At 69.9% G+C, this 13330-nt stretch carries 15 protein-coding genes and 1 tRNA gene; 8 read left to right on the plus strand and 8 right to left on the minus strand.

All coding sequences use genetic code 11. The annotated features are described in order from the left end of the window. Nucleotides 1-117 precede the first annotated feature (117 nt). The 4 genes from INT49_RS07920 (at nt 118) to INT49_RS07935 (ending at nt 4128) form a co-directional block, all read left to right on the plus strand. Nucleotides 118-1227, plus strand: coding sequence for a Gfo/Idh/MocA family protein (locus tag INT49_RS07920; protein WP_193117180.1), 1110 nt, complete (start codon nt 118-120; stop codon nt 1225-1227). Nucleotides 1228-1306: 79 nt separating this feature from the next. Next, nucleotides 1307-2452: a Gfo/Idh/MocA family protein gene (locus INT49_RS07925; protein WP_193117208.1), complete on the plus strand. Its 1146-nt coding sequence runs from the start codon at nt 1307-1309 to the stop codon at nt 2450-2452. Between the two features lie 40 nt (nt 2453-2492). Beyond that, nucleotides 2493-3494, plus strand: coding sequence for a sugar phosphate isomerase/epimerase family protein (locus INT49_RS07930; RefSeq protein ID WP_193117181.1), 1002 nt, complete (start codon nt 2493-2495; stop codon nt 3492-3494). A 4-nt stretch (nt 3495-3498) separates the two neighbouring features. After that, on the plus strand, nt 3499-4128 hold the full coding sequence (locus INT49_RS07935) for a TIGR03085 family metal-binding protein (RefSeq protein WP_193117182.1): 630 nt from the start codon (nt 3499-3501) through the stop codon (nt 4126-4128). Between the two features lie 12 nt (nt 4129-4140). Here the strand turns inward: INT49_RS07935 and INT49_RS21400 are convergent, their stop codons facing one another. Continuing rightward, nucleotides 4141-5160: a methyltransferase gene (locus tag INT49_RS21400; protein ID WP_193117183.1), complete on the minus strand. Its 1020-nt coding sequence runs from the start codon at nt 5158-5160 to the stop codon at nt 4141-4143. A 95-nt stretch (nt 5161-5255) separates the two neighbouring features. Here INT49_RS21400 and INT49_RS07945 point away from each other — a divergent pair, with 95 nt between their 5' ends. After that, nucleotides 5256-6047 carry a ParA family protein gene (locus INT49_RS07945; protein ID WP_193117184.1) on the plus strand — a complete coding sequence of 264 codons (792 nt, stop codon included), beginning with the start codon at nt 5256-5258 and terminating at the stop codon, nt 6045-6047. Between the two features lie 158 nt (nt 6048-6205). Here INT49_RS07945 and INT49_RS07950 read toward each other — a convergent pair whose 3' ends face one another. From INT49_RS07950 to INT49_RS07980, 7 genes are all read right to left on the minus strand, one after another. Next, nucleotides 6206-6790 carry a MerR family transcriptional regulator gene (locus INT49_RS07950; RefSeq protein ID WP_193117185.1) on the minus strand — a complete coding sequence of 195 codons (585 nt, stop codon included), beginning with the start codon at nt 6788-6790 and terminating at the stop codon, nt 6206-6208. A 147-nt stretch (nt 6791-6937) separates the two neighbouring features. Further along, on the minus strand, nt 6938-7630 hold the full coding sequence (ftsR, locus tag INT49_RS07955; RefSeq protein WP_193117186.1) for a transcriptional regulator FtsR: 693 nt from the start codon (nt 7628-7630) through the stop codon (nt 6938-6940). 4 nt (nt 7631-7634) lie between these two features. Beyond that, nucleotides 7635-8078 carry an FHA domain-containing protein gene (locus INT49_RS07960; RefSeq protein WP_193117187.1) on the minus strand — a complete coding sequence of 148 codons (444 nt, stop codon included), beginning with the start codon at nt 8076-8078 and terminating at the stop codon, nt 7635-7637. A gap of 125 nt (nt 8079-8203) precedes the next feature. Beyond that, nucleotides 8204-8956: a DUF881 domain-containing protein gene (locus tag INT49_RS07965; RefSeq protein WP_193117188.1), complete on the minus strand. Its 753-nt coding sequence runs from the start codon at nt 8954-8956 to the stop codon at nt 8204-8206. Then, complete coding sequence (locus tag INT49_RS07970) at nt 8953-9285, minus strand: small basic family protein (protein ID WP_193117189.1); 333 nt, start codon at nt 9283-9285, stop codon at nt 8953-8955. Before INT49_RS07970 ends, INT49_RS07965 begins: the two co-directional genes overlap by 4 nt. A 10-nt stretch (nt 9286-9295) precedes the next feature. Then, a complete protein-coding gene (locus INT49_RS07975; RefSeq protein ID WP_193117190.1) occupies nt 9296-10207 on the minus strand; it encodes a DUF881 domain-containing protein in 912 nt (303 codons plus the stop codon). Between the two features lie 35 nt (nt 10208-10242). Continuing rightward, on the minus strand, nt 10243-11040 hold the full coding sequence (locus INT49_RS07980) for a class I SAM-dependent methyltransferase (RefSeq protein WP_193117191.1): 798 nt from the start codon (nt 11038-11040) through the stop codon (nt 10243-10245). 203 nt (nt 11041-11243) lie between these two features. Between INT49_RS07980 and INT49_RS07985 the strand changes: the two genes are divergently transcribed. The 3 genes from INT49_RS07985 to INT49_RS07995 all read left to right on the plus strand — a co-directional run bounded on the left by INT49_RS07985 (nt 11244) and on the right by INT49_RS07995 (nt 13199). Then, nucleotides 11244-11317, plus strand: a tRNA-Pro gene (locus INT49_RS07985). Between the two features lie 802 nt (nt 11318-12119). Continuing rightward, the gene (locus INT49_RS07990) at nt 12120-12683 is read left to right on the plus strand and encodes a hypothetical protein (RefSeq protein ID WP_193117192.1); all 564 of its coding nucleotides are present in this window, start codon (nt 12120-12122) and stop codon (nt 12681-12683) included. An 81-nt stretch (nt 12684-12764) separates the two neighbouring features. Next, complete coding sequence (locus INT49_RS07995) at nt 12765-13199, plus strand: hypothetical protein (protein ID WP_193117193.1); 435 nt, start codon at nt 12765-12767, stop codon at nt 13197-13199. Nucleotides 13200-13330 lie beyond the last annotated feature (131 nt).

Raw genomic sequence — 13330 nt, forward strand, 5'->3', positions numbered from 1 at the left:
CGGTCCCCCGGACCTGATCGATCCCGTGGCGCTCTGCGCCGATCCCCGGATCCCTGGCGCGGCACGACGGACGCCGACCCCATGCCCCCGCTGACCCAGCACTTCAGGAGGACCTTCATGACCCGATCCACAGGACCCGTCGGCGTCGGCATCATCGGGGCCGGGGTGATCTCCGGCCAGTATCTCGACCAGCTGACGACCTATCCGGACATCGAGCTGCGTGCCATCGGCGATCTGCGGCCCGAGGCGGCCGCCGCCCGGGCGGAGGAGTACGGCATCGCAGTGCACGGGCCGGCCGAAGTCGTGCTGGAGGACCCCGAGATCGAGATCGTGGTCAATCTGACGATCCCTGCTGCGCATTACGAGGTCTCCCTCAGCATCCTCGAGGCCGGCAAGCACGTCTGGACCGAGAAACCGCTGGTCACCACGAGTGAGGACGCCCGTGCCCTGCTCGCCGCCGCACGGGAGAAGGGGCTGCGCGTCGGCGGCGCCCCGGACACCGTTCTCGGCGCTGGGGTGCAGACCGGCCTGCGGGCGCTGCGCAACGGCGAGATCGGCGAGCCCCGCTCCGCCCTCGCGCAGTTCCGCTCCCCCGGCCCGGAGTCCTGGCACCCCAATCCCGACTTCCTGTTCCAGGTCGGCGCAGGCCCGCTCTTCGACATGGGCCCCTACTACCTGACCAGCCTCGTGCTCGCCTTCGGCCCCGTCGTCTCGGTCTCCGCGGTCGGATCGCAGTCCGTGCCCGCCCGCACGATCGGCTCCGGTCCGCGCGCCGGGGAGACCTTCGAGGTCGAGGTGCCCACCCGGGTGCAGGGCCTGCTGCGCTTCGCGAGCGGCGCCGTCGCCGCCGTCGAGTTCTCCTTCGACGACGCCACCGGGCAGCCCCACGTGCTGGAGCTCGCGGGCTCTGCCGGCTCCCTGTCCCTGCCCGACCCCAACGGTTTCGTCGGTGAGACCGGCATGGCCGAGCGCGGCGACGAGGACTGGACGGAGCGCGAGGCGGTCGGCGCGGTCGGCGGCCGAGGGCTCGGCACCCTTGAGATGGCCCGGGCCCTGCGCGCGGATCGTCCGCACCGCCTCACGGGAGACCTGGCCGGGCATGTCCTGGACATCATGATCGGTCTGGACGAGGCCTCCCGCGGCGACGGCTCCGCAGCGATCGACTCGAGCGTCGAGGTCCCGGAGCTGCTGCCCGCGGACTTCGACCCTCTCGCCGTGACCCTCTGACGATCTGACCGACTGACCGACTGACCGACCGACCAACTGACCGACCATTTCCCGAGTCCAGGAGACCGATGTGGCGACCGTGCCTCACCTTCCAGCAGACCGTCCGCTCGGCGTCGCCCTGATCGGCTACGCGTTCATGGGTCGCGCCCACTCCCAGGCCTGGCGCACCGTCGGCGCCGCCTTCGACGTCCCCGACATCGCCCGCCGCGTGATCGTGGGCCGGGATGAGGAGGCCGTCGCCGCGGCGGCTCATCGGCTGGACTGGGAGGAGCACGCCACCGACTGGCGCGAGGTCATCACCCGCGACGACATCGACATCGTCGACATCTGCACCCCCGGCTTCCTGCACGCCGAGATCGCGATCGCGGCCCTCGCGGCGGGCAAGCACGTCCTGTGCGAGAAGCCGCTGGCCAATGACACCGCAGAGGCGCAGGCCATGGTCGACGCCGCCCAGACGGCCACCGCACGGGGACAGGTCGCCGCCCTCGGCTTCACCTACCGCCGCGTCCCGGCCCTCGCGCTCGCCCAGCAGTTCGTGGCCGACGGCAAGCTGGGCACGGTCCGCCAGGCCAAAGCCGCCTACCTGCAGGACTGGCTGGTCGACGAGGAGGCCGGCATGTCCTGGCGGCTGCGCCGGGAGACCGCAGGCTCCGGTGCGCTCGGCGACATCGCCTCGCACGCGATCGACCAGATCCAGTTCCTCACCGGACAGCGGGCCACCGCCGTGCGCGGACGCCTGGCCACGATGGTCCCCCAGCGCCCGGGCGAGGACGGGCTCGAGGACGTCACCGTCGACGACGCCGCCTGGGCGACCCTCGAGCTGGACGGCGGGGCGATCGGCTCCGTCGAGGTCTCCCGCATGGCGACCGGTGCGAAGAACCGGCTGACCGTGGAGCTCTTCGGGACCCGTGGCGCACTGCGCTTCGATCTCGAGAACCCCAACGAGCTCTGGTACCTCGACGCCACCGTCCCGGTCGCCGAGCAGGGCTTCACCCGGGTTCTGGTCACCGAGCCCGAGCATCCGTATCTCGAGGCCTGGTGGCCTCAGGGACACGTGCTGGGCTGGGAGAACGCCTTCACCAACCAGGCCCGCGACCTGCTGCTCGCGATCCACGACGAGGACGCCTCCTACGCGCCCGACTTCGCCGACGGGCTCGCCCTGCAGCGCGTGCTCGACGCCATCATCGCGTCCGACGCCGCGGACGGAGTCGGCGTCACCCTCTGAGCCGCACCACCCCTCACTGCTGAGAAGGAGCATCTCCACCATGTCCCACCCGCACACCCTGTTCACCGGGCAGTGGCTCGACCTCACCCTCGACGAGGTCGCCGCCCATGCCGCGTCCATCGGCTACGACGGACTCGAGATCTGCGTGGGCGGCGAGCACCTCGATGCCGCCCGCTGGGACGACGAGTCCTATATCGCCGAGCGTCTGGGGATCCTCGAGAAGCACGGTCTGAAGTGCTGGGCGATCTCGAACCATTTCAAGGGTCAGGCGATCTGCGACGATCCGATCGACTTCCGCCACCAGGCGATCGTCGGCTCCGCGATCTGGGGCGACGGTGAACCCGAGGGCGTGCGCGAGCGCGCCACCGAGGACATGAAGAACACCGCCCGTCTCGCGCAGAAGCTCGGGGTCGACACCGTCATCGGCTTCACCGGCTCGAAGATCTGGAAGTACGTCGCGATGTTCCCGCCGGTGTCCCAGGAGGTCATCGATGAGGGCTACCAGGATTTCGCGGACCGCTGGAACCCGATCCTCGATGTCTTCGACGAGTGCGGCGTGCGCTTCGCCCACGAGGTGCACCCCTCCGAGATCGCCTACGACTACTGGACCACCCGGCGCACCCTCGAGGCGATCGGTCACCGTCCCGCGTTCGGCCTGAACTGGGACCCGTCCCACTTCATGTGGCAGGACATCGACCCCGTCTCGTTCATCACCGACTTCGCCGACCGCATCTACCACGTGGACTGCAAGGACATCCGGGTGCGCATCACAGGGCGCAACACGCGCCTGGGCTCGCACCTGGCCTGGGGAGATCCCCGGCGCGGCTGGGACTTCGTCTCCTTCGGGCGCGGGGACGTGCCGTGGGACGCCGCATTCCGGGCGCTGCGGCACATCGGCTACGAGGGCCCCATCTCGATCGAGTGGGAGGATGCCGGCATGGACCGTCTCCACGGGGCGAAGGAAGCCCTGGCCGTGCTCGAGGGCCTCGACTATCCCGTCGCCCAGGGCTCCTTCGACGACGCCTTCAGCAACCAGGAGTGATCGCATGAGCGCAGCAGGTGCCCAGGAACGTGCAGAGTTCGCCGCGAGCTTCCTCGAGCTCGGTCCCGACGCGCCGACGATCCTGCCGGGATGGGACGCTCCGGATCTCCTGGAGCACCTGCTGCTGCGGGAGAGCCTCCCCCACCTCATGGTCGGCTCGGCGCTGCCCGGTCCGCTCGGCCGGCGCGCCGGCCGAGCCCGGGAGGATCTGCGCGCCGCGCCCTGGGAGCAGCTCGTAGAGCAGTTCCGCAACGGTCCCGGGCCCCTCTCCCCCGCGGGGACCATGGATTCCCTCAGCGGAGACGGCGAGCTCCTGATCCATCATGAGGATCTGCGGCGTGCCCAGGACGGATGGGAGCCCCGGCGGCTCTCCGCCGCGCAGGATGCGTCGGCCTGGAAGGCCCTCGGGCTGCTGTCCCGAGTGGTCCTGCGCGTTCCGGTCGACGTCACATTCGTCTCACCGCGCGGCGGGATGCGGCGGCGAGCACGGCGCTCGACCGGCAGCGTGCGGGTGCACGGCGAGCCGATCGAGCTGCTCCTGTGGGCCTCCGGTCGCGATGACGTGGCGCGGGTGAGGATCCACGGCGACGAGAGGGGACAGCAGGCCCTGCACAGCGGCCGCCGAGGCCTCTGACGCTCCGACGGCTCAGTCGCGCTCGAGCAGGAACAGGCGAGGGTGGTGCCCCTTCTGGAAGAAGCGGTGCTCGTCGATCAGGCGCCACTCGCTGTCGGCCTCCTCCAGCACCCGCTGCATCCGGGTGATCTCATGCGTGAGCACCCCGAGCCGGGCCTGCGGGGCGGCCAGCTGAGCAGCCCTCGCGAGGAGGTCGACGAGCAGCTGCTCATTGCTCTCGTGCTCGCCATGGAGGGTTCCCCAGGGCGGGTTGGTGAGGAACCGGGTGAAGCCGGGGTCGATCTCTGCGGTCAGGACGTCCCCGGTGATCCAGTCGATGCGTCCCTTGCGGCGGGCGGCACGCTGGTGCTGCTGCGCGGCCTCGATGGCGGACGGGTCCAGATCCACGCCGAGCGCCCGGGCGGGTGCCACGTCGTGGAGCTGCTCGATCAGGAACGTCCCGGATCCGCAGGTCATGTCGAGCACGCTGTCCTCACTCCCCACCTCGAGCAGGTCCAGAACGGTCGCGGCGATGGTGCCGTTGACCGCACCGGGGTAGTTGACCGTGCGCCAGGTCCGGGTCGACAGGGGGCGCGGGGTGGTCCGCAGCAGGATCTGCCAGGTGTGCTCAGGGATGCCGCGGCGCACCCGCACCACCAGGTCGCCGTCCTCCGAGACCTCCACACCGGCCAGCTCCGCGATCGCCTCCGCGATCCGGCGCATGTCCGGGGTCTGTGAGCCCGCCGCTTCGAGCCGGAGCCCGTGGAAGCGCTGGCGAGGCCGTTGCCGGCCCAGATCCTCCAGGAGCTCCCCCAGCTGCTGCTGCACGGAGGTCTCGAGCAGCTCCCGCGGCCGTCGAGCGGGGACGGTGAGCCCGGAGGAGGCGGCCACGACCCGGCGCAGGCCTCGCACGGCGTCGAGGTCGTCCGTGCTGAGGGACAGCTCCGTGGGGGTGATCTGCCGGGCTGGGCCCAGCCGGCCGGCCTCCCGCAGGGCGCTGTCCCCGCAGCCGTCGAGCACCTCCAGCACGAGCTCATGCGTGATCTGCGACATCGTCTCCTCCTCCTCGGCGCGTTCTGCACACGATTCACGCAGGTTACCGCCCGTGGCGTGCTCGGTGATCAGGCTCGGGTCGGTAGACTCTCCGTGTGTTCATCGTGAGTGTGTGTTCCCTGAAGGGCGGCGTCGGCAAGACGTCCGTGACCCTGGGCCTGGCTTCTGCCGCCCTCCATCAGGAGGTGAACACTCTCGTCATCGACCTCGACCCTCAAGGCGACTCGACGCTGGGGCTGCTGGGCGAGCCTGCCTCCACCGTCGACATCGCCGAGGTGCTCTCCTCGCCGCGCACCGAGACCATCGACCGGTCGATCCTGCCCACGCCCTGGTCCGCCGGTGCGGCATCGCATCTGGACATGATCCCCGGATCGAGCCGCTCCTCGGTGATGGACTCCCCCGCACCGAATGCGAAGGACGTGCGGCGTCTGCATGAGGCGCTGGACAAGCGCACCCACCAGTACGACCTGGTGCTGATCGACTGCCCGCCCTCCCTGAACGGCCTCACCCAGATGGCGCTCGCGGCCTCGGATCGCGCCCTCGTGGTCGCCGAGCCCGGGTTCTTCGCGGTCACCGCCGCTGATCGCGCGCTCAAGCTCGCCACCGAGATGCATGATGCCGGCACCGCTCCCCGGCTGCAGCCCCTCGGGCTCGTGGTCAATCGCTATCGTCCGCGGTCGGTCGAGCACCAGTACCGTCTGGCAGAGCTCAGGGATCTCTTCGGGGACACCGTGCTGGAGCCGGTCATCGAGGAGCGCGTGGGCCTGCAGCAGGCGCAGGGCGGCGCCGTTCCGCTCCACCGGTACGAAGGTGCCTCCGGCAAGCGGCTGACCCAGGACTTCGACGCACTGCTGCAGACAGTGCTGGAATCTCGCCAGCACTCCTGAGCTGCACGGCACTCCTGAACGTCTGAGTGCGGCGGCGGTCGACGTCCTCGCCGCACCGGACTTCCGGGGCACGCACCAGACTCCGAGGCGCAGAGACACAGAAACGGCGAGTCCCTTCCCGGGGCTCGCCGTCGTGCTGTGTGGAGGAGGAGGTTCGGTCAGCCGGCCTGGCGGGAACGGCGGCGGGCCGCCAGCTCGTCCTGCAGGGCGAGAGCGGCGTCGTCCGCGGGATTCACGCCGGGCAGCACGGCCAGGTCGTTCTCGACCTCGCGCCAGACACGGCCCACGGCGATGCCGAACACGCCCTGCCCGCCCTGGACCAGGTCGAAGACGTCCTCGGCGGACGTGCACTCGTAGACGGAGGCGCCATCACTCATGAGGGTGATCCCGGCGAGGTCGTCGCTGCCTCGCTCGCGCAGAGCATTCACGGCCACCCGGATCTGCTGGAGGGAGACGCCGGTGTCGAGGAGGCGCTTGACCACCTTCAGCACGAGGATGTCACGGAAGCCGTAGAGGCGCTGGCTGCCAGAGCCGGACGCCGCCCGGACGCCGGGCTCGACCAGCCCGGTGCGGGCCCAGTAGTCCAGCTGGCGGTAGGTGATGCCGGCGGCCTTGCAGGCGGCCGGACCGCGGTACCCGAGCTCACCGGGGGTGTCCACGACGTCGTCGAAGAGAACACCCTGAGCGGGTTCAGCGGGCACGGTCGATTGTCCGGTGCGATCCTCACCAGGTGAGACGTTCACAGCTACCTCCGGGTTCCGGCTCTCCGAGGGGGAAGGTGAGAGCACTCCCCCCACAGTAGCGTGTCCCTGCCGTCGGCCGGCCTCAACGCGCCGCCCGAAGGTCACGGATAGATTGCGCCCGCTGCCGGGACCCGCCGTCCGCCCTGCTCAGGAATCCCGGAGCTTCGTGCGCAGCACGGCGCTGTGCAGGGCGATCATCGACTCGCCGAGATCCCGGGCGAAATCCTCGGCCTCACCCCGGGCGGCGGAGTCGCCGGACCGCGAGCGCGGCCTGGCCACCGAGCCGATCATGTGCGCCTCGCGCTCCGCCGAGGTGCGCAGCATGACCAGGTGCCGCGGGTGGAGGCCCTCCTCCGCGAGGTCGCGGGCCGAGGTGACGATCTCCAGCTCGGCGGAGCCGTAGAAGAGGAGACCTTCCGCCAGAAGGCCGTACTGCTCGAGCTCCTCGAGGAAGCCCTCCTCGACGGCGGCCCGGCGTGCGAGCCCTCGGCGATCGAGCCGCACGGCCTGGATCGTGGAGGTCGGCCCGGGGCGCGAGGCGATCGAGGTGACCTCGGAGTCCACGCCATGCTCGAACAGATGCTCCTTGATGACCTTGAGCGGCCAGAAGCGGTCGCGCTGGGCGCGCAGCACGAACATCAGCCTGTCGACGTCGTCGCGCGTGTACTTGCGATATCCCGCCGGGGTGCGCTCCGGGGTGATCAGCCCCTCGGACTCGAGGTAATGCAGTTTGGAGTGCGCGAGGTCCGGGAACTCGTCCTGCAGGGAGGCGAGCACCTGACCGATGCTCAGCCGTGCGATGCCGGACGAGTTCGGCCTGCGCTCTGCGGAGGCCGCCATCGGGTCAGGCCGTCCCGTGGAAGGGGTGGTAGGTGAGGCGGTACTTGCCGATCTGCACGTCCTGGCCGGGCTGGAGGCGCACCTCGTCGACGCGGTCCTTGCCCACATAGGTGCCGTTGAGGGACCCCAGGTCCCGCACGAGGAAGCCGTCCCCGTCACGGACGAAGGCGGCATGCTTGCGAGAGACGGTGACGTCGTCGAGGAAGATCTCGCTGTTGGGGTGCCGCCCGGCGAGAGTGGTCTCGGAGTCCAGCAGGAAGCGAGCACCGAGGTTCGGGCCCTTGCGCACCATCAGCAGCGCGCTGTGCGGGGGCAGGTTCTCGATCGCGCGACGATCCTGTGAGGAGAGACCGGGCTCGCCGTCCTCCACCGGATCACTGGGCGAGATCGCGCTCAGCTTCGATGTGTGGTCGAGATTCTCGTCGTTCCACGCGGTGTTACCGGACACTCCGCACCCCTTCCTGGCAAGCGGTGGACCCCGCTCTATGAACGATCAGGATCCAGCCCGCCCATCCTCGCACGCTCGACGCGCCCGTTGCACTGATCCACACCGCCCTGGAGAGGATTTGACGATCACTTGACCACCTCCGAGTGTTCGGGTTCGTCCAGCTCGACCGTCGCCGTGACCTCGACGTCCTGCTCTGCGGCGATCGCGAGGGTGCCGCCATCGGCCGCGACGGAGTCAGCGGCACCGCCGGGGATCCGAAGCGCCGGTTCCATGACCTCGGGATCGCCGATGACGCGCACGGTGTACGGGGCGGCGATGACGGTGCCGTCGACCAGGAGCCGGCCGCTGGGGTCCGTCGTGATCGAGGTGGACGCCACCACGCGGACCGTGCCCAGCTGGATCACCTCGGCCCCGGCATTGCGCAGCTCCTGGATGACGCCCAGCAGAGTGGAGGCGCGCACCCCGCTCGCCGGATCCGCGATCGACACGACGATCCCGCGGCCGTGCGCCGGCGAGGTGCCCGCGATGATCTCGAGGTTGGCGAGGCGCTCCTCGGCAGCGGTCCGTGCCTCAGCGTCATCCCCCTGCCCCGAGCGCAGCGATTCCAGCGTGCGATCCAGCTCGGCGTTCTCCACCTCGAGGCCCGCGGCATGCCGGCCCGACTCGTCCAGGAGCCGTAGGAGCTCCTGCTGGGAGGCGCCCTCGAGCGAGTCGTCCGTCTGCCGCAGCTGAGCGGCGATCGCGAGTCCCAGCAGCACGCACAGCAGACCCACGATCAGCTGCGACCAGGTGGCCTGCGGTCGCAGGGTGTCCCGCAGGCGATGCCAGACGGCCTTCTGCTGCTCCGGGCTCTCCGGGATACGGGTGCCGTCGCTCATGAGCGGAACAGCAGCCGACGGATCGCGGCCGCGTTGGAGAAGATCCGGATCCCGAGCACCACGATCACCGCGGTGGACAGCTGCGCGCCGACGCCCAGCTGGTCGCCGAGGAACACGAGGAACGCCGCGATCAGGACGTTGAACAGGAACGAGGTGATGAAGACGTGGGCGTCGAAGGCTCCGTCGAGGCTCGCACGCAGGCCGCCGGCGAGAGTGTCCAGCGCGGCGACCACCGCGATCGGGAGATAGGGCTGCAGCACGACCGGGACGTCGGGCTGGACGACGATGCCCAGGACGACGCCCACGATGAGGCCGATGATGGCGATCATTGGTGGTCCTTCATTCGGAGTCCTTCCGGGCATCGTCCTGCGAGGCCGTGCCGTCTGCTGGGTCGGTGGGATCGAGCGGGGAGGCCTCGCGCAGCGTGCCGAGCGCTCGGGCGGGGACGCTGAGCTCCGTGCCGGTCGTCCAGGAGGTGCGGATGCCGAAGCGGGTGGAGAGCTCGGAGAGGTAGTCGCCGCTCTCCGTCCCCTCGACGCCGGCCTGCAGTGCCTCGGGGTCGCCGAGCGCGGTGATCTCGTAGGGCGGGGACAGGGGCCGGAAGTCGACGAGCACCGCGGAGCCGGCCGTGCGGATCGCACTGGTGGCGCTCAGCCGCTGACCGTTGATGGAGACCGCCTCGGCCCCCGCCGCCCAGAGCCCGTTCACCGCGATCTGCAGATCCCCGTCGGTCACGCGGTTGATCGTCCCCTCCTTCACCCCGGGACTCGCGGGCAGCGGGACGGAGTCCTCGAGGGAGAGCACCACGCCGGTGCCGCTGAGCACCGTTCCGGCCGCGGCCACCTCGTGGACCCGCAGCCGCTGCGCGGACTCGGAGTCGGTGTCGTCCAGGACGGTCTCCTGGGCAGCCGCGATGTCGCCCTCGAGACTCCCCTGCCTCGCTTCGAGCGCATCGATGTCCTCGCGGCTGTCGAGCACCTCCTGCTCGAGGAGCGCCCGGGGATTGTCCTCCGCAGCGGCATCTCGTCGCAGGTCCGCGACGGAGACGGCGACCGCGAAGCCCAGCAGGAGTGCGAGCAGGACGGTGATGGTGCGGGTGATCCGGTTGTCCGGCGGAGTCTCCTCCGCCCAGGACGGGTCCTCCTCGCGCAGGGTGTCCACGTCATAGGGGTTCGCGGTCAGCGCGCGCAGCAGAGAGGTCGGCGAGTAGGGGGTCTCGCCGTGGGGTGTCGACCGCCGCGGAGCACGCATATCAGCAGGGTAGTGCCGAGGGCCCCGGTCAGCGATCAGACCCGCGGGATCTCGGGCATCGGGTCGGATCGGCCGATGAGATCCGCGAAGTCGGTGCGCCCGACGTCGGGGGCGTCCGGGGCCCGGGCGAGGACGAGGAATCTGCTGGTGCTCAGGGAGAGCGGCCCGATCTGCAGCTGCTGGGCCAGCGCGTCGAGCTCGCGTCGATGATGATCCGGATCGAGCCCGCCCGACCCGTCGCAGCCGTCGACCCCGTGCCACGCCACGTGACGGAGGTAGCCCAGCAGGCTCGCCATGTCGCCGAACCGGGCGGTGCCGTGGAAGGCGTCGGAGCGCTCCACGGTCAGGCCGGCTCGCGTGAGGTCGTGCACCGCGTTCTCCAGGGTGACCTCGGGAGAGGGCAGGTCGATGCCGAAGGCGCTGTCGAGCTCGCGCAGGTCGTCCCCGCCGATCCGCTCGGTGAGGAAGGAGCCGCCGGGCGCGAGCACGCGGGCCACGTCGTGCGCGTCATAGGTCCCGTGCCGGGACAGGACGAGATCGAAGGTCCCGTCGGGGAACGGCAGGTGCGCGCCGGGACGGTCGGCGCCGTGCTCGTGGACCGCGATCCCCAGCGGTGCCAGTCGCGCTCGGGCGGCGGCGAGGGCCGGAGACCGACCCGCGGTGGCGACGGTCCCCTCCGGCAGCACGTCGGTCAGGGACGCGAGGGTCTCCCCTCCCCCGGTGCCGAGGTCGAGGACCTGATCCGACATCGGGGCGAGATTGCCCACCAGCGTGGCCCAGCTCCAGGGCGGCTCCTGGCCCCGGTCGTCGTGCCCGGTGACATCGGCGGACATCGATCGCCTCCTGCAGCTCACCTGCGGCACCCCTGTGGTGCCGGTCACCGCCCACTCTGTCACGCGGCGCCGCTCCCGAGCCCGCCGCGACGCGTGCATCCGCGCCGTATCTGCGGAGTGCCGCAGGTCACGCCCGTCTCAATTGGCTCCCGGGGCATGGAGCGGGGTAGGGTTATCCACGGTCCTCCGGTGACGGAGGGTTTCGGGCTGTGGCGCAGCTTGGTAGCGCACCTGACTGGGGGTCAGGGGGTCGCAGGTTCAAATCCTGTCAGCCCGACAAATGCCCTGGTGAGAACAAGTTTCTCGCCAGGGCGTTGTCTTTCTTAGCGGCGATGTGACCGCTAGAGTGACCGCTAGAGTCGCGCCGGCTGGAGACCGCACGAGCCTCGGGGTCACCATCACGACGGCGATCGACCTTCGAGTGCCGCACCTGGACCAGGGGCACGCGGGGCGAGCACAGAACGGGGCCGGCTCGAGGCCAGGGCCAGAGTCTCCCCCATGTCCTCTCGTTGCCGCGACTCAAGACCAGGCAGGCCGTCTCGCCCGTCGCAAGGCTGCCCTTCCCGTCGGAGCTCGCACGTGGGGAATAACTGCGGCAGTGTCGGCGCGGCCACTCTCGGCTGCCGGGGCATCGATAGCGCTGCGCCCTCACGGGTCATCCACTGGGTCACCTCTCACGTACACCTCGAAGTGCCCCTGCACCGCGGCTGCCCGTCGTGGCGATTTGGGCCCACGTCGCGGTGGGAAGCCATCCCGCTGCACCGAAACGCATATTTGGCCGTGCGGGCACCATCTGCGGAGTGCTCAAGTTCTATGCGTCAGGCTCCTCCAGCTGATTGCTGAAGAGGTGTCCGGCCCTCTGTTGATGAATTTCGTAGGACACGTGAACTCAACGTCCGATAATGGCTGTTACCGGACATTGAATGATCCTGAAGAGTCTGCCGGCGTGGATTCCACACTTTCTGACCTCGACCCTACGTGGTGCGACGGTCACATTCTGCGGCACACTCACTTCGAGGCCATCACGCAGGAAGTGTCTGCTGCTCGAATTGGCGATTCGGGTATGGAGTGCTTTGTTGATGCCCATAGTCCGCAGCACCAAGCCAAATCCCGACGAGCAGATCCCGGTCGCTCTCGCCGCGCGCATCGTCGGCATCGATCGCTCCTCCCTGGCGCACCTGGTTGATCACGGGCTCGTGCCCCGCCTCGACGTCGACGCCGTACGAGCTTTGGCCACCAGTGGCGAGGTCGTGGCGAAGAGCTCCGACTCGCCGAGCCCTCTCGTCATCCGCCTGGATGTCAACCCCGCCGTGCAGCGGATCGTGGACATGAGCGAGGACGAGCTCTCCCAGAGCGCCCAAGGACCCCATCGTCTCCCCGGGTCCTCGCTCGGCCGCGACGTGCTGCTGTGCGTGCGCTCGTTCGTCATCGCCACGGGGACCCTCGAGGAACTGGGAGATCCGATCCAGCTGGTCTCCGATCGACGAGGTCGCGACATCACCGGACGCACAGTCTCCGTCCGCATCACTCACCGACTGGGCGTTCTCACCTCTCGGCCTACGAAGGCGGTCGAGGATGCTCGGTGGCTCGGCCGGTGCGCCCGAGTCGGCACCGGTGGCGCAGTGCTGCCCCTGAAGTCCTAACGCCTCCTGTCCTGCCAGGTCGTCCTCGCGCCCACTGCACGAGTATCCGGACGAGCCGGGCCACGAGGAGCAGGAGCCGCCATGACCACCATCGCCCAGCACGCCGAGCCCCAGCGTCTCGGGAACCCGCGGACCGTGCAGTCGCGCCTGCGCACCGCCGAGTTCAGCGACGACGTGGAAGCCCTCGATCAGCTCGCCCACTCCGAGGTTCCCGGCGAGGTGCTGCGGAAGATCGCGCACAACCCGGCGACGTCCGAGGCCACGCTCGAGCATCTGATCGACCTCGACCAGCGGTGGCTCACCTTCCCCGTCACGCGCCGCTGCGACCTCTCCCCCGCGTTCATCGACCGGATCGCCCGCCGGCTCACCGACCGCAACGCGATCTTCCACGCCTCCAGCGCCCCGAACGCCTCCCCGGAGACCCTGCACTACCTGGCGGAGCACCCGTCCGCTCCTCCGGCCACCACAGAGACCGTCACTCAGCGTCTCGGCGCGGGCGATACTTCCGTTTCGTGACAATGCAGGGCTGGGGAACAGGGAAGAGACGGTAGATCGCGCTCGGCTGCTCGAACCGTCCGCTGACTCGTCTTAGCCTCGGGATTTCATGGGGGTGTGGTCCCGACCGGCGGACGGCTTAGAGAAAGGTG

Source organism: Brachybacterium tyrofermentans, from assembly GCF_014897585.1.
Classification (GTDB): Bacteria; Actinomycetota; Actinomycetes; order Actinomycetales; family Dermabacteraceae; genus Brachybacterium; species Brachybacterium tyrofermentans.

What these genes read in the sequence shown, in the direction of transcription:
- INT49_RS07920 (WP_193117180.1), top strand. Translation starts at nt 118, where the DNA reads ATGACCCGATCCACAGGACCCGTCGGCGTCGGCATCATCGGGGCCGGG.
- INT49_RS07930 (WP_193117181.1), top strand. Translation starts at nt 2,493, where the DNA reads ATGTCCCACCCGCACACCCTGTTCACCGGGCAGTGGCTCGACCTCACC.
- INT49_RS07935 (WP_193117182.1), top strand. Translation starts at nt 3,499, where the DNA reads ATGAGCGCAGCAGGTGCCCAGGAACGTGCAGAGTTCGCCGCGAGCTTC.
- INT49_RS21400 (WP_193117183.1), bottom strand. Translation starts at nt 5,160, where the DNA reads ATGTCGCAGATCACGCATGAGCTCGTGCTGGAGGTGCTCGACGGCTGC.
- ftsR (WP_193117186.1), bottom strand. Translation starts at nt 7,630, where the DNA reads ATGGCGGCCTCCGCAGAGCGCAGGCCGAACTCGTCCGGCATCGCACGG.
- INT49_RS07965 (WP_193117188.1), bottom strand. Translation starts at nt 8,956, where the DNA reads ATGAGCGACGGCACCCGTATCCCGGAGAGCCCGGAGCAGCAGAAGGCC.
- INT49_RS07970 (WP_193117189.1), bottom strand. Translation starts at nt 9,285, where the DNA reads ATGATCGCCATCATCGGCCTCATCGTGGGCGTCGTCCTGGGCATCGTC.
- INT49_RS07975 (WP_193117190.1), bottom strand. Translation starts at nt 10,207, where the DNA reads ATGCGTGCTCCGCGGCGGTCGACACCCCACGGCGAGACCCCCTACTCG.
- INT49_RS07980 (WP_193117191.1), bottom strand. Translation starts at nt 11,040, where the DNA reads ATGTCCGCCGATGTCACCGGGCACGACGACCGGGGCCAGGAGCCGCCC.
- INT49_RS07990 (WP_193117192.1), top strand. Translation starts at nt 12,120, where the DNA reads ATGCCCATAGTCCGCAGCACCAAGCCAAATCCCGACGAGCAGATCCCG.
- INT49_RS07995 (WP_193117193.1), top strand. Translation starts at nt 12,765, where the DNA reads ATGACCACCATCGCCCAGCACGCCGAGCCCCAGCGTCTCGGGAACCCG.